Consider the following 17547-nt stretch of genomic DNA (forward strand, 5'->3'; position numbering starts at 1 on the left):
ACGGATCCCCTCAGCCGGTATTCTGCACCCCCTGCGCTACCCCGTTCACGCAGGCCACCAGCGCGCGCAGCAGCGCGTCGTCCTCGCGGCCACTGTGACGCCAACGTTGCAGCAGGTCCACCTGCAGGGTGCTGATCGGGTCGATGTAGGGGTTGCGCAGGCGGATGGACAACGCCAGCCGCGGATCGTGCGCCAGCAGTTCCTGCTGCCCGCCCAGGCGCTTGACCCAATGCGCGGTCAGCGCCAGTTCTTCGCGGATCACCGGGAAGAAGCGGTCATGCAGCGGCCCGGCCAGACGCGAGAACTGCTCGGCGATGTGGATGTCGCCCTTGCTCAGCACCATCGCCATGTCGTCGAGGAAGGTGGCGAAGAACGGCCAGTCGTGCGCCATCTCGCGCAGCCGCTCCTCGTGCCCGGCGTCGGCGGCCGCCTGCAGGCCGCTGCCGACGCCGAACCAGCCGGGAATCACCGCCCGCGCCTGGCTCCAGGCGAACACCCACGGGATCGCGCGCAGGTTGGACAGCGCCGCGTCCTGGCCGAGCCGGCGCGACGGCCGCGAGCCCAGGGTCATGCGCTCGATCACGTCGATCGGGGTGGCGGTGCGGAAGTACGCCATGAACTGCGCATCGCCGACCAGGTCGCGGTAGCGGCGCGCGCTCGCGGCCGCGACGATGTCCATCACCGGCGTCCACTGCGCTTCGCGCGGTTCGGCCGGGCGTGGCCGCAGGCTCGCGCGCAGCACCGCGCCGGCCGCCTGCTCCAGCGAGCGCAGCGCCAGCGCACGGATACCGTACTTGCGGTGGATCACCTCGCCCTGCTCGGTCACCCGCAGGCGGCCGTCGATGCTGCCCGGCGGCGAGGCATCGACCGCGTGCGTGGTCTTGGTGCCGCCGCGGCTGATCGAACCGCCGCGGCCGTGGAAGAAGGTCAGGCGCACGCCATGCGCGGCCGCCACCGCCAACAGCTCCACCTGCGCCTGCTGCAGGCCCCAGCGCGAGGCGGCGATGCCGCCGTCCTTGCCGCTGTCCGAGTAGCCGAGCATCACCATCTGCACGTCGCCGCGCGCGGCCAGGTGCGCGCGGTACACCGGGTCGCCCAGCAGGTCGCCCAGGGTCGCGGTGCCATGGCGCAGATCGTCGACCGTCTCGAACAGCGGCGCGATGTCCAGCGGCACCGCGCCGCGTTCGTCGACCAGGCCGCCGCGGCGCGCCAGCGCCAGCACCGCGAGCACGTCGCCGCGGTCGTGGGCCATGGAGATGATGTAGCTGCCCAGCGCGTCGGCGCCGTGCCGGGCGCGCGCGTCGGCCAGCGCCGCGAACACCTTGTCCAGCCGCTGCCCGGCCTCGTCGTCGCCGCGCGGCAACACCGCCTCGCCGGCGGCATAGGGCGACAGCAGCCGCGCCCGCGCCGCGGCGTCCAGTGCCTCGAATGCCGCCTGCCCGCCCAGCACCTCGGCCAGCGCGCGCGCATGCACGCTCGATTCCTGGCGCACGTCCAGCCGCGCCAGGTGGAAGCCGAAGGTGCGCACCCGCCACAGCAGGCGCCGCACCGAGAACCAGCCGGCGTGGCGGCCCTTGTTCGCATCCAGGCTGTCGAGGATCAGCTGGATGTCGTCGATCAGTTCATCCGGCGATGCATAGCCGCCCACGGCGTCGTCGAGCGTGGCCTGCAGGCGCGCGCGCATGCGGTCGTTGAGCAGGCGGTAGGGCATGTCGGCGTGGCGCGGGCGCGACTGCACCTGCGGCAGCAGCGCGCGGTAGGCGTCCACCCGCGCACGCACCGCCTCGCTCACCCCGACCAGCTCGGTGGACTGGCTGAGCAGGCTGGCGAGCTTGAGCAGGTCCTTCTGGTAGAGCTCCAGGACCGCGGCGCGCTGCGCGTCCAGGGTGGCGGCGATGGTGGTCGCGTCGACGTTGGGATTGCCGTCCATGTCGCCGCCCACCCAGGTACCGAAGCGCACCAGCCGCGGCAGTGGCAGGGTGCGGCCCCAGGTGGCGAGCAGCGCCTGTTCCAGCGATTCGTAGAACACCGGCATCACCCGGTACAGCACCCGGGTGAGGTAGAAGCCGACGTGCTCGCGTTCGTCCTCCACGCTGGGCCGCACCGGCGAGGAATCGGCGGTCTGCCACGAGGCGGTCAGCGCCATGCGCAGGCGCGCGGTGTCGGCGGCCTGTTCGCCCGGGGTGCGCTGGCCGTCGAGGTCGTCCACCAGGCTGGCCACCATCAGCTGCTCTTTTTCCAGCAGCGCACGGCGCACCGCTTCGGTGGGGTGGGCGGTGAATACCGGTTCGATGTCGATGCGCGGCAACCACTGCGCCAGCTCTTCCAGGGTCACGCCCTGCGCCTTGAGCTGCTGCAGGGCGTCCTGCAGGCCTTCGGGCTGCGGACGCTTGGTGCCGGCGCGCTGGTAATCGCGGCGGCGGCGGATGCGGTGCACGCGCTCGGCGATGTTCACCACCTGGAAATAGGTGCTGAAGGCGCGTACCAGTGCCTCGGCCTGGCGCGGCGTGCGCCCGGCCAGCTGCGCGCTGAGCGTGGCCAGCGGTGCCTGGCTCTCGCGGCGCGCGATCGCGGCGGTGCGCACGTCCTCCACCTCATCGAGGAACGCGGGCGAGACCTGTTCGGAAAGGAGGTCGCCGACCATCGCGCCGAGGCGACGGACGTCGTCGCGCAGGGGCAGGTCGGGGGTGGCGAAGACGACGCTGCTGCGGTACTCGTTCATCCAGGAACCGGAACCTCGGAAGCGGGAACGGTCCCAAGCCTAACTGAAAAAACCCACGCTTTTTGCAGTGCATCAATGGCGAAAATGGTTGCATCTGCATGTTGTCCGGCGGCTGTCGCTGCGGACATCCAGCAGGCACCGCGAGCGTCCGGCCAGGGACAGCCGATGACGTGCGCCACGACCCAGCCGCAAGCAGGAACGCACCGCTGCAGGCGCCACCGTCGGCGGAACAGTGCCGCGCGCCAGCGGCGCGGGCGCGGCGCAGGGCAAGCTGGAAGCAGGCCCATGCAGCACGCTGCGGGACATGCGGCGACCCCGCGCATCGCGGGCGGGTACCGGCCAGCTGCCGGCACGCCACGGTGGGCCGCGGAAACCGCCCCCGGGCAAAGGGGTGCGCGAAGGCGCGGCATCCCGCCCCACGGCCCGGACCGCGGCCGTGGGGCGTGTGCGCCAGGCGCGGGCGCGTGCCGGCCTGCGCCCGCGCTTAGCGCTTGCCGCCCTTGGCCGGGGCCGCCAGCCAGCGGTCCAGCCAGTCCTCGCTCTCGGCCAGCATGGTCATGATCGACTCGCGCGCACGGTAGGCATGCGATTCGTTGGGCAGCATCACCAGCCGCGCGTTGCCGCCCAGGCCCTTGACCGCGGCGAACATGCGTTCGCTCTGCATCGGGAAGGTGCCGGAGTTGTTGTCGTCCACGCCATGGATGAACAGGATCGCGTCCTTGATGTCGCCGGCGTAATTGAACGGCGACATCTTCAGGTAGGTGTCCTGCGCCTGCCAGTAGTTGCGCTCCTCGGCCTGGAAACCGAACGGGGTCAGCGTGCGGTTGTAGGCGCCCGAGCGGGCGATGCCGGCCTTGAACAGGCGCGTGTGCGCGAGCAGGTTGGCGGTCATGAACGCGCCATAGGAGTGGCCGCCGACGGCGATCCGGTCGCGGTCGGCCACGCCGCGGCGCACCACCTCGTCCACCGCCGCCTGCGCGCTGGCCACCAGCTGCTGCACGTAGGTGTCGTTGGGCTCGGCATCGCCCTCGCCGACGATCGGCATGGTCGGGTTGTTGAGCACCACGTAGCCCTTGGCCAGGAACGCCTGCGGGCCCCAGTAGCTGATCGCGTTGAACCGGTGCGGGGAACCGGTGACCTGGCTGGCGTCGCCAGCGGATTTGAACTCGGCCGGGTAGGCCCACATCAGCAGCGGGCGCGGGCCGTCCTTCTTCGGGTCGTAGCCGGGCGGCAGCAGCAGGTCGGCGGTGAGCGCGACGCCGTCGTTGCGGGTGTAGCGGATCTGCTCCTTCTTCACCCCGCGCAGCTGCGGCAGCGGGTGCGCATTGCGGGTCAGCGCGACCGGCGCGGCATCGCTGCCGAGGGCGCGACTGTACAGGTTGGACGGTTCGTCGTTGGACTCGCGGCTGAACAGCACCCGCGGCGCATCGCCGTCGATCACCGCCACCGGCGCCTCGTAGTACGGCGCCTGCGAATGGAAAAGGCGTTCGGCCTTGCCGCTGTCCAGGTCGATGCGGTCCAGGAACGGGCGGTCGCCCTGCGCCGAGGCACCGTCGCCGACGCGATAGTAGCCGCGGCCATCGGCGGTGAACTGCAGGCGCGCGCGGCCGCTGTCGTCGGGCTGCAGCAGCGGCTCGCCCGGGTCGGCATAGCGGTCGTCGCCGGAGCGTTCGGACAGCAGCTGCGGCGCCTGTTGCGGCTGGTCCGGGGCGATCTTCCACTCGCGGACCTGGCGCGTCTTCCACCAGTACTCGCTGAGCAGGGCGACGTCGCCACGCCCCCAGGTGATGCCGGCATAGCGCGCGGCCAGCCGCGCCAGCGTCACCGGCGGCCGGTCGAACGGCGCGGCCTGCACCAGCACCGCGTCGCGGATCGCCGCGTCGCGCGCCGGGTCGCCGCCGTCCTGCGCCTCGGCCCAGACCAGGGTGGCCGGTGCGTCGGCGCGCCAGACGATCGAGCGCACCCCGGTCGGCACCGCGTCGTTGCCGGTCGGCAGGCCTTCGACCAGCGGCAGCTTCGCCACCGTGTGCGCGACCCGGCCCTGCGCGTCCAGCACCTCGATGCGCCGCGGGAAACTGCCGACCGGCACCGCATAGGAGAACGGCCGCTCCACCCGCTGGCTGAGCAGGTAGTTGCCGTCGGGCGACGACGACAGCCCCAGGTACAGCCCCGGCATGCCCAGCGGGCGGCTTTCGCCGTTGATCGCCACCCGCACCGGCTGCGCCTGCAGGTAGTACTCGAACAGGCGCGCGTCGTGTTCGTTCTTCAACAGGTCCTGGTAGGTGCGCACCGAGCGCACGCCCCGGCCCGCCTCGGTCTGTTGCACCGCCGGTCCGCTCGGGATGCCGTCGCCCACCGGCGCGGCGCCCTGCCCGGCCGGGCGCTGCATCACCAGCAGCGCGTCACCGCCCGGCAGCCACGCATAGCCGTTGCCAACCACCGAGTTCAGCCGCTCGGCCACGCGCCGCGCGCTGCCCGCGGCCACGTCCACCAGCCACAGCTCGTTGCTGCCGCTGGCCGGGTCCACCTGGTTGAAGGCCAGGTACTTCTGGTCCGGCGACCAGGCCAGCGAGGCCACCGACAGCGGCTGCGGCAGGCCGCTGATCTGGCGCTCCTTGCCATCCACGGTGGAAATCAGCCACAGCCGGCTGCCGAACGAGAAGCGGCTGTCGGAAAAGGTCTTCGGGTTGATCCGCAGGCCGGCCAGCTTCAGCTCCGGCTGCGCCACCTGGGCGATGGACGGCAGCGGCGGGGTCTGCAGCATGGCCGCCAGGTCGCGGCGCGGCGACAGCCGCAGGCTCGGCGCACGCGGGGCGTCCACCACCGCCTGCAGCGCCGCCGACGGCAGGCGGTAGCCGGTGGCGTCACTGGCGGCGGTGCTGGCGGCCGGGGCGGCCGCCAGCAGCGGCGGCACGGCCAGCAGCAGGCCGGCGCACAGCACCAGCGCCGCGGACGCGCGGCGGCTGCGGCGGGAAGCGAACATCGTCATGGCAATCCTCTCTGGGCGGTTTCAACCGCACACGTTAACAATCCCCGGCCGCCGGCTCCCCTGCCTTTGGTTGGTCAGGGCCCCCGCGCGATATAATCGGCGCCCCCGTCCGAGGGGCGCTGCGACCGCCGTGTGGAGTCCCCCGCAAGGGCCGGACCGGCACGGCGGCCAGGCTCGGACGGCATGGCATGCAACAACGGCGCCCGGCGAACGCGAGCCTGCTCGCACCACACCGGAGCCTTACATGAACGCTGTTGCAAAGACCTTCTCCCAGGAAGGCGACTACAAGGTCGCCGACATCTCGCTGGCCGACTGGGGCCGCAAGGAAATCGACATCGCCGAGCACGAGATGCCCGGGCTGATGGCGATCCGCCGCAAGCATGCCGCCGCGCAGCCGCTCAAGGGCGTGCGCGTGACCGGCTCGCTGCACATGACCATCCAGACCGCGGTGCTGATCGAAACGCTGAAGGACATCGGCGGCGACGTGCGCTGGGCCTCGTGCAACATCTTCTCCACCCAGGACCAGGCCGCCGCGGCCATCGCCGCCACCGGCACCCCGGTGTTCGCGTGGAAGGGCGAGACCCTGGAGGAATACTGGGACTGCACCCTGGAAGCGCTGACCTTCAAGGCAGCCGACGGCACCCTGCTGGGGCCGGAGCTGGTGGTCGACGATGGCGGCGACGTCACCCTGCTGATCCACAAGGGCTACGAGCTGGAGAACGGCAGCGACTGGGTGAACACCCCGTCCGGCTCGCACGAGGAACAGGTCATCAAGAACCTGCTCAAGCGCGTGCACGCCGAGCGCCCGGGCTACTGGACCCGCGTGGTCAAGGACTGGAAGGGCGTCTCCGAGGAGACCACCACCGGCGTGCACCGCCTGTACCAGCTGGCCGAAGCCGGCACCCTGCTCGTCCCGGCGATCAACGTCAACGACTCGGTCACCAAGAGCAAGTTCGACAACCTGTACGGCTGCCGCGAGTCGCTGGCCGACGGCCTGAAGCGCGCGATGGACGTGATGCTGGCCGGCAAGGTCGCGGTGGTCTGCGGCTATGGCGACGTCGGCAAGGGCTCGGCGCACTCGCTGCGTGCCTACGGCGCGCGCGTGATCGTCACCGAGATCGATCCGATCTGCGCACTGCAGGCGGCGATGGAGGGCTTCGAGGTCAACACCCTGGAGTCCACCCTGGGCCGCGCCGACATCTACGTGACCACCACCGGCAACAAGGACATCATCCGCATCGAACACCTGAGCGCGATGAAGGACCAGGCCATCGTCTGCAACATCGGCCACTTCGACAACGAGATCCAGGTCGACGCGCTGAACGGCTACGCCGGGGTGAAGAAGATCAACATCAAGCCGCAGGTGGACAAGTACGTGTTCCCGAACGGCAACGCGATCTTCCTGCTGGCCGAGGGCCGCCTGGTGAACCTGGGCTGCGCCACCGGCCACCCGAGCTTCGTGATGTCCAACAGCTTCGCCAACCAGACCCTGGCGCAGATCGACCTGTGGGCCAACAGGGACAGCTACAAGGCCGACGTCTACCGCCTGCCGAAGAAGCTGGACGAGGAGGTCGCGCGCCTGCACCTGGAGAAGATCGGCGTCAAGCTGACCACCCTGACCCAGGAACAGGCCGACTACCTGGGCGTGCCGGTCGACGGCCCGTTCAAGCCGGAGCACTACCGCTACTGACCGGCGCGCCGGTCATTGCGGGGAACACCACGACGGGCGCCGCGAGGCGCCCGTCTGCTGTTCCACCCTGCAGCACGCTGCACTTCACGGACACGGAGCAGGTGGCGATACTTGCGTCCCCGGGGGGCATGCAGACGGCCCGCCCATCCTTCATCGGCACGGAGCCACGGCATGCCCATCCTGTCCATCGATCTCGCCTGCCGCCATCATCGGGACATCGGCATTGCCTTGCTTGATCGAGACACGCAGTGCGCACGGGCCCGTTTCCTTGACGCCGCTCTTCCCGGAACGCCCGATCCGGACGTCCTTGCCGAGTACATATCCAACCTAGCAGGCGAGCTTGGCGCGACGTTGCTGCTGATCGACGGCCCACAGGGCTGGAAGAGCCCCGGCAACGAGCTGCCACATTCGCGGGTATGCGAGAGGCGGTTGAATACGCCGGCCAAAACCGGCCTGCCCGGCAACGTAAAACCCGCTGCCTACGGCACCTTCGTACAGTTCTCGGTAGCGTTCTTCGATGGACTCGAACGCCGGGGTTGGCCACGCCTGCGAGAGCCGGGGAGAACGTCCGGCGTCGCGATCGAAACATTTCCCCATGCCGCTTGGCGCTCACTCGGCCTGCAATCGCTTCCGGCGAAATCGAAAACGACTCCCTCGATCCTGCAGGATCGCCGGAATGCCCTTCTCTCCGTTTTCCCCACGTGGTTGGAAGCCGAGCCGAACCACGACCAACTGCAGGCGCTGGTCGCCGGCTATGCGGGCCTGGCTATGGCTCGGGGCGACACGCAGGGTTTCGCCCTGGCCGGGGAGGCCCCATTCCTGCTCGATGGCGCCTTTCGCGAGGGATTCATCGCGACGCCCCTGCGCGGGCGCATGGCCATCAATCCGCAGGCCGGACATGCCGCCGACCCGAAGGACGAAACAATCCCAGCGATCCACGAAATACCGTCCGCCGATGCGCCGCTGGCGCTGCTCCTGCTGGCCGACCCCTCGGAACGCAAGGTACGCGGCTACCTGCCGGGCGCACGCTGCTTCGCCGCCCGCATGGACGGCGCCATCGCCGGCATCTGCGCGGTCGTGCCGCTCGCGCAGGGCAGCCACGAGCTGATGAACATCGCCGTCGATCCGGCACGCCAGCAGCGCGGCATCGGCGCGCGGCTGCTGGCCCACGTGATCGACACGTATCGGCGCGAAGGTGCGCAGCGGCTTGAAGTCGGTACCGGCACCTTCGGCTACCCGCTCGCGTTCTACCAGCGGCAAGGCTTCCGCGTGTTCCAGGTGGACCGCGACTTCTTCCTGCGCAACTACGACGAAGCGATCGTCGAGGACGGCATCCAGCATCGCGACATGCTGCGCCTGGCGCTCGACTACCGGCAGGAACGCTGAGCCCTACCGCCAGTTCGCGTTCGCCTCCCAGAACGCGACCGCACGCCGGTACGCATCGCGGTCGATGGGCACGCCCGAGCCGCCCTCTTCCACGCCCAGCGCATTGCGCATCATGGTGATCGGCGCCATCGGGATTTCCGCCGGCTCGGCGGTGTACAGGCAGCCGACCACGCCCCAGTCGGCGTCGATCGGCGCGCCTTCCTTGGCCAGCTGTTCGCGGCTGTAGAGGATGACGACCAGGTACTCGGCCACCGGCGGCTCCACGCCCTCGAACCAGCGCACCAGCACCGGCAGTTCCTCGCGCGTGCGCGCCTCGTAGGCCGAGCGCAGCAGGTGGCGGTTGGCGTCGGTGACCGGCACCGTCAGGCAGCGGGTGGAGGTCCAGTTGCGGTGCACGTGCAGCTTGCAGAACGGCGCGTAACCGTCGAGCACCTGCAGCGGCGGATGCGTGTTGAGATGGCGCTCGAACTGCTCGGGGGTGCAGTCGCGGATCGTGTTCGGGCGCGGCGTGCGCGGGAACAGGCGGGTACGGGCGAAGGGGGTGAGGAAGATCGACATGGCTGGGACGTTCGGAAAACCCGGCCATTGTCGGCCATCGCGCCACGGCCGCGCACGCCGGCGCACGCGCGGGTGCGGGATGCGCGCGCTGATCCACGCAGGGCGCACGCACCCGCGAGCGCGGACGCCATCCCGATCAGGCCCACGCGCGTCCGGGTTACGACGGAAGGCGGCGGACGCCGTGATGGGCACTGGCGCCCGGCATGCCGGCGATCGGTGGGAGCCGGAGGACGCCGCGTTCCACTGTCCGCACGGGCCATGGCAGGCAGCAACGTGGACCGCGCTGTGCGGGCGGGGTGCCCGGCACGGCCCGCCCTTTGCCTGGCTGGGGTTGCCGGCCGCGCCAGGCGGCACATGGCGCACCGCGCGCGCCGGCCCGGTCGATGCCGTCCGCGATGACGGCGGGGGCCGCCCGCGCCGCCGATGACCGCGGCAATCCAGCCGGCTGCGCGGCGCCGCACGGCAGGAAGGAGCTTCCGACAAGCCTCCGACTCCGGCCCGCGCATCGTCGCATTGCCGCCTTCCCACCGGACCACCGCCATGCACAGCCACGCCGCTCCGGGCGACAGCAAGGTTCCCGAGGTCACCCTCGCCTTCTGGGTCACCAAGATCCTCGCCACCACGCTGGGCGAGGTGGGCGGCGACGCGGTCACGATGTCGATGGGCCTGGGCTACCTGGCCGGCACCGTGCTGTTCGCCACGGTGTTCGCCATCGCCGTGGCCGTGCAGATCCGCGCCAGCGGCTTCCGTCCCTGGCTGTACTGGGCGGCGATCATCGCCAGCACCACGGTCGGCACCACCCTGGCCGACTATGTGGACCGCTCGCTCGGCATCGGTTACAGCGGCGGCAGCAGCGTGCTGCTGGCATTGCTGCTGGGCACCCTGTTCTGCTGGCAGCGCAGTACCGGCAGCGTCTCGGTGGCCGACATCGGCTCGCGCCGCAGCGAGTTGTTCTACTGGCTGACCATCACTTTCTCGCAGACCCTGGGCACCGCGCTGGGCGACTGGGCGGCCGATACCCAGGGCCTGGGCTATGCCGGCGGCATGCTCCTGTTCGGTGGCCTGCTGGCGCTGGTCGCGGCGCTGCACCTGGCGACCCGCCTGCCCAGGACCCTGCTGTTCTGGGCCGCCTTCATCCTCACCCGGCCACTGGGCGCGGTGGTCGGCGACTTCCTCGACAAACCGCTCGACCACGGCGGGCTCGCGCTGAGCCGCTATGCCGCCTCGCTGGTGCTGCTGGCGGCGATCGTGGCCTGCATCGCGCTGCTGCCGCAGCGCGCCGCGCGCCGGGCCCACTGAACCGCGCGCACGAGCGCCCGGTGACAACAGAAACAATTGCACATCCATCTTGATAGAGAGATATAATCGCAGCCAGACCCACTCACCGCCCCGCCATGACCGCGCTCAGCTTCGAGTTCTATCCGCCCAAGACCGATGACCAGCGCGCACAGCTGGACCGCACCGCGAGCAGGCTCAAGGCGCATGCCCCCGAGTACGTGTCCTGCACCTTCGGCGCCGGCGGCTCGACCCTGAGCTATACCTCCGAGACGGTGCGCCACCTCAACCAGCACCATGGCCTGCAGGCGGCGCCGCACCTGTCCTGCGTGGGCGGCACCCGCGAGGAGATCCGCGAGCTGCTCAAGCTGTACCGCGCCATCGGCGTGCGCCGCATCGTCGCCCTGCGCGGCGACCTGCCCTCGGGCATGGGCTTTCCCGGCGACCTGCGCTACGCCTCGGAACTGATCGCGTTCATCCGCGCCGAGCACGGCGACGCGTTCCGCATCGAGGTCGGCGCCTATCCGGAAACCCACCCGCAGGCCAGCGACGCGCTGGCCGACCTGCGCCATTTCAAGGCCAAGATCGACGCCGGCGCCGATGCCGCCATCACCCAGTACTTCTACAACGCCGACGCGTACTTCCAGTTCGTCGATGCCACCCGCAGGCTGGGCGTGGACGTGCCGATCATTCCCGGGGTGATGCCGATCTCCAACTTCAGCCAGCTGCGGCGTTTCTCCGAGCAGTGCGGTGCGGAGATCCCGCGCTGGATCGCCAAGCGCATGCAGGCCTACGGCGACGATGTCGATTCGGTGCGCGCGTTCGGCGCCGACGTGGTGGCGGCGCTGTGCGAACGGCTGATCGCCGGCGGCGCGCCGGCGCTGCACTTCTACACGCTCAACCTGGCCAGGCCGACCAACGCGGTGCTGCAGCGGCTCGGCCGCGGCTGACCCGCCAGCGGCTGCACACCCCGTCACGCGTGGCCGGGTTAGGCTTGGCCAATGCGCGCGCTGCCACTCCTGCTGCTCCCTGCCGCCCTGTGGGCGGGTGCCGCGCAGGCGCAGCAGGTCAACCGCTGCACCGACCCGCAGGGGCGCACGGTGTACGGCGACAGGCCGTGCGAGGCGATGGGCGCGCGCGCGCGGCTGCTGCCCGAGGCGCGGCCCGCCGGCGCCAGCGGCCTGTACCGCGACAGCTGCGCACGCCGGCTCAGCGAGGTGGTGGCGCAGATCCGCGCGGCGGTGGACGCACGCGACCCGAACCGCCTGTCCGGCATCTATGCCTGGGGCGGGCTGTCCAGCGCCGAGGCCACGCGGGTGATGGACCGCCTGGACGGCATCGTGCAGCGTCCGCTGGTCGACATCGCACCAGTGTTCCCGCGGGACCCTGAGCTGCTGCCGGAAGGCGAAGGCGGCGCGGCCGCCGCCGACGCCCCGCCCATGTTCGCCGAGGTGCCGGCGCGGCGCCCGCGCCCGGTCGCGCTGCGCCTGGAACAGACCCTCGCCGGCGGCACCATGCCTTCGCGCACGCTGCTGAAACTGCGCCGGCAGTACAACTGCTTCTGGATCAGCCTGTAACCGGCTGCGGCCACAGCGCGCGGATCGCGGCCACGCCCTGTGCGCCATGCCGGCGCGCGGTGCCGATGTCCGCGGCGGCCAGGCCGCCGATGGCGTAGATCGGCAGCGACACCTGCTCGCGCAGCTGTTCGAATGCCGCCCACCCCAACGGGGCCGCCCCCGGGTGGCTGGCGGTGGCCTGCACCGGGCCGAGCACGGCGAAGTCGCAGCCCAGGCGCTGCGCGGCCTGCAGCTGCGCCAGGTCGTGGCAGGAGGCCCCGACCAGCAGGCTTTCCGGCAACGGCCGTTGCTGCAGCTGCTGCAGCTGTTCGCTGCCCAGGTGCACGCCCACGCCCAGCTCCCGGGCCAGCGCGATGTCGCGGTTGAGCAGCAGCTCGGCGTGGCGGCCGACGCGGTCCACCGCGTCGCGGGCCAGTGCCACGCGGTCGCCGGCCTGCGGTGTGCGCAGCTGCAGCCGGCGGATGCCGGCGTCCACCGCGGCCTGCACGCCCTGCAGCCAGGCATCGCCGCCGGCCGAGGGCTCCGGCGTGACCAGGTAACGATCGGCCTGGCGCAGCGCGGCCACCACCGGCAGGTCCGCCGGCGGCATCGAGTAGCGCCCGAGCCGGTCCGGCGCCACCCAGGTGATGGCCTGCCCCTCGCGCCCGCGGGCGTTGCCCTTCCAGCGCTGCACCTGCCGCACTTCCAGGCGCAGGCGCTTGTCCGGGTAGAGCTGCGGCACGTCCATCAGCCAGTCGCCGACCTCGGCCTCGATGCCCAGCTCCTCGTGCAGTTCGCGCGCCAACGCCTGCTCGGAGGTCTCGCCCGGCTCGCGCTTGCCGCCCGGGAATTCCCACAGCCCGGCCATGTCGCTGGTGCCGTTGCGGCGGTTGAGCAGGATGCGGCCACGCGCGTCGGTGATGACGGCAGCCACGACATGGATCGAGCGCAGGGAGGAAGTCATGCGCCGAGCATGCCGAAAACCCCGAGCCGGGCGCAATCGCCTGCCTGCGTGCAGTTCCGGCCTGGGCGCCCGTCGGGAAGGCCCCGTGCGGGGCGAGCCCCGCACCGGCGGTCCAGAGGTGTACGGCTCTGTCGATTGACTGCCGGCACCCATCGGGATCGCGCCTGCAGGCGGCTCCTTGGGTCGGCGACGCTACCGCGCGAGGCACCAACGACGACGCGGGCCCGAAGAGCGGGCCGCATGCGGGGACGGGTCAGGGTGCGAGGGAGAGCGTGGCCTACCTATTCGGCACCGCAATGCAGGCCAGCCGGACGCATGGTGCGCCGCCCTGATCCGGAGAAGCAGAAAAGAACGGGGCCATGCCTTGCGGCGCAACATGGAGCAACCGCGCGCAGCGATGGTGTGTCGCGGCCAATGGCCGGCATTGCGGATATCCACTCGATGAGGAGCCCCCCTTGGCAAGGGGGGCGCGCCGAAGGCGCGGGGGATAGGGGATAAGGACCGTGTACCCATGATCCGTGCAACGGATCATGGGTGTGTAGCCCGCTGCGCGGGCTACACCACGGTCAACTCAGCCTTCAGTTGAGCTGACCGTGGCAGTGCTTGTACTTCTTGCCGCTGCCGCAGGGGCACGGATCGTTGCGCCCGACCTTGGGCTCGGCGAGCGCGGCCTGCACGTCGGCCGCTTCCTCGTCGGCGCTGTAGCCGCCGTTGTCCTGGTGCTGGAACTGCGACATCTGCAGGCGCGCTTCGGCCTGCTGGCGCTCCAGCGCCTCCATCGCCGCCACTTCCTCCTCGCTGCGGATGCGCACGCGCGAGAGCAGCTGGATCACCTCGCGCTTGACGTTCTCCAGCATCTCGGAGAACAGCTCGAAGGCTTCCTTCTTGTATTCCTGCTTGGGCTGCTTCTGCGCGTAACCGCGCAGGTAGATGCCCTGGCGCAGGTAGTCCATGCGCGCCAGGTGCTCCTTCCAGCTCTGGTCGAGCACGGTCAGCATCACGTGCTTCTCCAGCGCGCGCATGGTTTCGGCACCGACCGCCGCTTCCTTCTGCTCGAAGTGCTGTTCGATGTGGGCGGCCACGGCCTGGGCGATGCCTTCGGCGTCCAGTTCCTCGTGCTGCTTGAACAGCCCCACCAGGTCCATCTGCACGCCCAGGTCCGACTCCAGCGTGGCCTGCAGGCCCGGCAGATCCCACTGCTCGTCCACCGAATTCGGCGGCACGAAGCGGGCCACCAGGTCATAGATCACGTCGCCGCGGATGCCGTCGATGTTGTCCTTGACCGACTCGGCGTCGAGCAGCTCGTCGCGCTGGGCGTAGATCACCTTGCGCTGGTCGTTGTTGACGTCGTCGAAGTCCAGCAGGTTCTTGCGGATGTCGAAGTTGTGCGCCTCGACCTTGCGCTGCGCCTTCTCGATCTGGCGGCTGACCAGGCGGTCCTCGATGACGTCGTCTTCCTTCATGCCCATCAGGCGCATGGCCTTCTGCACCCAGTCGGACGCGAAGATGCGCATCAGGTTGTCTTCCAGCGACAGGTAGAAGCGCGAGGAACCCGGGTCGCCCTGGCGGCCGGAGCGGCCACGCAGCTGGTTGTCGATGCGGCGCGATTCATGCCGCTCGGTGCCGACGATGTGCAGGCCGCCGGCGGCCTTGACCGCGTCGTGGCGTTCCTGCCAGGCGGCCTTGACCGCGGCCTTCTGCTCGGCGCTGGCGTCCTCGCCCAGCTCCTGCAGCTCGGTCTCCAGCGAACCGCCGAGCACGATGTCGGTGCCGCGGCCGGCCATGTTGGTGGCGATGGTCACCGAGCCCGGGCGGCCGGCGTTGGCGACGATGGTCGCTTCGCGGTCGTGCTGCTTGGCGTTGAGCACTTCGTGCTTCACGCCCGCCTTGCGCAGGTGCTCGGACAGCATCTCCGAGGTTTCGATCGAGGTGGTGCCGACCAGCACCGGCTGGCCGCGCTTGGCGCATTCCTCGATGTCGGCCAGCACCGCGTTGAACTTGCCCTTGCGGTTGAGGAACACCTGGTCCGGGTGGTCCTTGCGGATGGTCGGCTTGTTGGTCGGGATCACCACCACTTCCAGGCCGTAGATGCTCTGGAATTCGTAGGCTTCGGTGTCGGCCGTACCGGTCATGCCGGACAGCTTCTTGTACATGCGGAACAGGTTCTGGAAGGTGATGCTGGCCAGCGTCTGGTTCTCGCGCTGTACCGGCACCCCTTCCTTGGCTTCCACCGCCTGGTGCAGGCCGTCGGACCAGCGGCGGCCGGCCAGGGTGCGGCCGGTGAACTCGTCGACGATCACCACCTCGCCGTCGCGCACGATGTAGTCCACGTCGCGCTGGTAGATCGCGTGCGCGCGCAGCGCGGCATTGAGGTGGTGGACCACCGTCAGGTTCTGCGCGGCGTACAGGCCGCCGTCGTTGTCGGCGTCGATGATGCCGGCCTGCCGCAGCAGTTCCTCGGCATGCTCCATGCCCGCTTCGGACAGGTGCACCTGCTTGCCCTTCTCGTCGACCCAGTAGTCGCCCTCGCCCTCTTCGGTCTCCTGCTTGACCAGCTGCGGCACCACGCGGTTGACGCGGATGTACAGCTCCGGCGAATCGTCGGCCGGGCCGGAGATGATCAGCGGGGTACGCGCTTCGTCGATCAGGATCGAGTCGACTTCGTCGACGATCGCGTAGTGCAGGCCGCGCTGGTAGCGGTCGGCGCGGGTCAGCGCCATGTTGTCGCGCAGGTAGTCGAAGCCGAACTCGTTGTTGGTGCCGTAGGTGATGTCGGCGGCGTAGGCCTCGCGCTTGTCGCCATGCGGCATGCCCGGGTAGACCACGCCCACGCTCAGCCCCAGCCAGTTGTACAGCCTGCCCATCTGCGCGGCGTCGCGGCGGGCCAGGTAGTCGTTGACGGTGACCACGTGCACGCCCTTGCCTTCCAGCGCGTTGAGGTAGACCGGCAGGGTGGCGACCAGGGTCTTGCCTTCACCGGTGCGCATTTCGGCGATCTTGCCCAGGTGCAGCACCATGCCGCCGATCAGCTGCACGTCGTAATGGCGCATGCCCAGCACCCGCAGCGAGGCCTCGCGACAGACCGCGAAGGCTTCCGGCAGCACCTTGTCCAGCGCTTCGCCGGCGGCGATGCGCTCGCGGAATTCGGGGGTCTTGGCCTTCAGCTGGTCGTCGGAAAGCTTCTGGATTTCCGGCTCCAAGGCATTGATCTTGGCGACGATACGGTTGAGCTGGCGGAGCTGGCGCTCGTTGCGGCTGCCAAAAACGCGGGTAAGCAGGCTGTTGATCATTGAAGGAACCGGTTTGAATGGAATGCCGTGCGCGGCCCCCACCCCAAGCGGGACCAGCCGGGCACAAACGAAACAGGGCGCAATGCGCCCTGTCGATGGCAACGCCTATTGTAGCTTGGGGCGGGCGCCTGGCGATTCAAGCGCCCGCAGGCGCCCCTCAGCCACGCCGGACGCGGCCCACCGGGGTGGTGCTGCCGTCGCCCAGGAACTTGCGCGGGTTGACCACGCGCCCGTCCTGCCACACCTCGAAGTGCACGTGCGCGCCGGTGGAACGCCCGGTGGAACCGGCCTTGGCCACTTCCTGGCCGACCCGGACCAGATCGCCCTCGCGCACGCTCAGCCGCGAATTGTGCGCGTACAGGGTCTTGTAGCCATTGCCGTGGTCGACCTCGACCACGTTGCCGTAGCCGCCCTTGACCCCGGAGAAGCTGACCACGCCCTCGGCCACCGCGGTCACCGGGTCGCCGACGCGGGCGTGGAAGTCCATGCCCTTGTGGGTGGCGGCACCGCGGCCGAACGGATCGGCACGGGTGCCGAAGCCGGAGGTCACGTAGCTGTTGCGGATCGGCATGCGCGAAGGCACCGCGTTCTGCTCCAGCTGGTGGTCGAACAGCAGCGATTCGAGCACCGACAACTGCCTGCCTGAAGCAGCAAAGCGCTGCTCCAGCACCTGTAAGTCGCTGTTGACCGCGCTCAGCGGGATGTCCTGCGCCGGGCCGGCATCGCCGTCACCCAGGCCGGGCGTCTCGTTGAAATCGAACTCGCCGTCCTCGAGCTTGCCCATCTGGGTCAGGCGCTCGCCCAGCGCGTTCAGGCGCGTGGCCTGGGCCTGCAGCTCGCCCAGCCGCGCCGCCAGCGCGTTGACCTGGGTCTGCGCGTCGGCCTGCACCTTGGCAAGTTCGCGCTCCTGGCGTTCGACCTGCGCGCGCAACGCCGCGTCACCGGCCGCGCCGACGCCCAGGGTAAGGCCCACGCCGACCAGGCAACCCAGGCCCATCACGCTGCCCAGCAGGGCCTTTGGCCTATCCTCGAAAAACACCTGCAGGCGCGCCAACGGCGTTTTTGCCTGCTGCCCCCGTGTTTTGATTACGATCTTTTTGAATGCCATCGAAGAATT

11 protein-coding genes and 1 riboswitch are annotated in these 17547 nt (G+C 70.1%); of the genes, 5 read left to right on the plus strand and 6 right to left on the minus strand.

Translation table 11 applies throughout. The annotated features are described in order from the left end of the window. Positions 1-10: 10 nt before the first annotated feature. Positions 11-2722, minus strand: a complete 2712-nt coding sequence (gene ppc / locus ACJ7VY_RS13500) for a phosphoenolpyruvate carboxylase (RefSeq protein WP_409475830.1) — start codon at positions 2720-2722, stop codon at positions 11-13. 484 nt (positions 2723-3206) lie between these two features. Further along, the gene (locus ACJ7VY_RS13505) at positions 3207-5711 is read right to left on the minus strand and encodes a S9 family peptidase (RefSeq protein WP_409475831.1); all 2505 of its coding nucleotides are present in this window, start codon (positions 5709-5711) and stop codon (positions 3207-3209) included. Between the two features lie 105 nt (positions 5712-5816). Then, positions 5817-5923, plus strand: a riboswitch (S-adenosyl-L-homocysteine riboswitch). A 32-nt stretch (positions 5924-5955) separates the two neighbouring features. Here ACJ7VY_RS13505 and ahcY point away from each other — a divergent pair. Continuing rightward, the gene (gene ahcY / locus ACJ7VY_RS13510) at positions 5956-7401 is read left to right on the plus strand and encodes an adenosylhomocysteinase (protein WP_104939586.1); all 1446 of its coding nucleotides are present in this window, start codon (positions 5956-5958) and stop codon (positions 7399-7401) included. Between the two features lie 171 nt (positions 7402-7572). Continuing rightward, positions 7573-8787 (plus strand): GNAT family N-acetyltransferase, encoded by a 1215-nt coding sequence (locus tag ACJ7VY_RS13515; RefSeq protein ID WP_240213245.1) that lies wholly within the window; start codon positions 7573-7575, stop codon positions 8785-8787. Between the two features lie 3 nt (positions 8788-8790). On the opposite strand, the gene ACJ7VY_RS13520 is transcribed toward ACJ7VY_RS13515, so the two are convergent. Further along, positions 8791-9345, minus strand: coding sequence for a DUF3228 family protein (locus ACJ7VY_RS13520; RefSeq protein ID WP_240213246.1), 555 nt, complete (start codon positions 9343-9345; stop codon positions 8791-8793). 540 nt (positions 9346-9885) lie between these two features. Here ACJ7VY_RS13520 and ACJ7VY_RS13525 point away from each other — a divergent pair. The 3 genes from ACJ7VY_RS13525 (at position 9886) to ACJ7VY_RS13535 (ending at position 12197) form a co-directional block, all read left to right on the plus strand. Beyond that, the gene (locus ACJ7VY_RS13525; protein WP_161613807.1) at positions 9886-10644 is read left to right on the plus strand and encodes a hypothetical protein; all 759 of its coding nucleotides are present in this window, start codon (positions 9886-9888) and stop codon (positions 10642-10644) included. Positions 10645-10739: 95 nt separating this feature from the next. After that, positions 10740-11570, plus strand: a complete 831-nt coding sequence (metF, locus tag ACJ7VY_RS13530; RefSeq protein ID WP_161613806.1) for a methylenetetrahydrofolate reductase [NAD(P)H] — start codon at positions 10740-10742, stop codon at positions 11568-11570. Between the two features lie 51 nt (positions 11571-11621). Then, positions 11622-12197 (plus strand): DUF4124 domain-containing protein, encoded by a 576-nt coding sequence (locus ACJ7VY_RS13535; protein ID WP_409475832.1) that lies wholly within the window; start codon positions 11622-11624, stop codon positions 12195-12197. Here the strand turns inward: ACJ7VY_RS13535 and ACJ7VY_RS13540 are convergent. From ACJ7VY_RS13540 to ACJ7VY_RS13550, 3 genes are all read right to left on the minus strand, one after another. Next, the gene (locus ACJ7VY_RS13540; protein ID WP_240213249.1) at positions 12187-13140 is read right to left on the minus strand and encodes a Nudix family hydrolase; all 954 of its coding nucleotides are present in this window, start codon (positions 13138-13140) and stop codon (positions 12187-12189) included. The genes ACJ7VY_RS13535 and ACJ7VY_RS13540 overlap by 11 nt on opposite strands. A 578-nt stretch (positions 13141-13718) precedes the next feature. Continuing rightward, positions 13719-16430, minus strand: coding sequence for a preprotein translocase subunit SecA (gene secA / locus ACJ7VY_RS13545; RefSeq protein WP_312345543.1), 2712 nt, complete (start codon positions 16428-16430; stop codon positions 13719-13721). Positions 16431-16587: 157 nt separating this feature from the next. Further along, positions 16588-17538, minus strand: coding sequence for a M23 family metallopeptidase (locus ACJ7VY_RS13550; RefSeq protein ID WP_104939593.1), 951 nt, complete (start codon positions 17536-17538; stop codon positions 16588-16590). Positions 17539-17547: the final 9 nt, after the last annotated feature.

Source organism: Stenotrophomonas sp. Y-13 (assembly GCF_046267925.1).
GTDB classification, from domain to species: Bacteria; Pseudomonadota; Gammaproteobacteria; order Xanthomonadales; family Xanthomonadaceae; genus Stenotrophomonas; species Stenotrophomonas acidaminiphila_A.

Coding starts and splice junctions, on each gene's coding strand:
- ppc (WP_409475830.1), bottom strand. CDS start 2,722: ATGAACGAGTACCGCAGCAGCGTCGTCTTCGCCACCCCCGACCTGCCC.
- ACJ7VY_RS13505 (WP_409475831.1), bottom strand. CDS start 5,711: ATGACGATGTTCGCTTCCCGCCGCAGCCGCCGCGCGTCCGCGGCGCTG.
- ahcY (WP_104939586.1), top strand. CDS start 5,956: ATGAACGCTGTTGCAAAGACCTTCTCCCAGGAAGGCGACTACAAGGTC.
- ACJ7VY_RS13515 (WP_240213245.1), top strand. CDS start 7,573: ATGCCCATCCTGTCCATCGATCTCGCCTGCCGCCATCATCGGGACATC.
- ACJ7VY_RS13520 (WP_240213246.1), bottom strand. CDS start 9,345: ATGTCGATCTTCCTCACCCCCTTCGCCCGTACCCGCCTGTTCCCGCGC.
- ACJ7VY_RS13525 (WP_161613807.1), top strand. CDS start 9,886: ATGCACAGCCACGCCGCTCCGGGCGACAGCAAGGTTCCCGAGGTCACC.
- metF (WP_161613806.1), top strand. CDS start 10,740: ATGACCGCGCTCAGCTTCGAGTTCTATCCGCCCAAGACCGATGACCAG.
- ACJ7VY_RS13535 (WP_409475832.1), top strand. CDS start 11,622: ATGCGCGCGCTGCCACTCCTGCTGCTCCCTGCCGCCCTGTGGGCGGGT.
- ACJ7VY_RS13540 (WP_240213249.1), bottom strand. CDS start 13,140: ATGACTTCCTCCCTGCGCTCGATCCATGTCGTGGCTGCCGTCATCACC.
- secA (WP_312345543.1), bottom strand. CDS start 16,430: ATGATCAACAGCCTGCTTACCCGCGTTTTTGGCAGCCGCAACGAGCGC.
- ACJ7VY_RS13550 (WP_104939593.1), bottom strand. CDS start 17,538: ATGGCATTCAAAAAGATCGTAATCAAAACACGGGGGCAGCAGGCAAAA.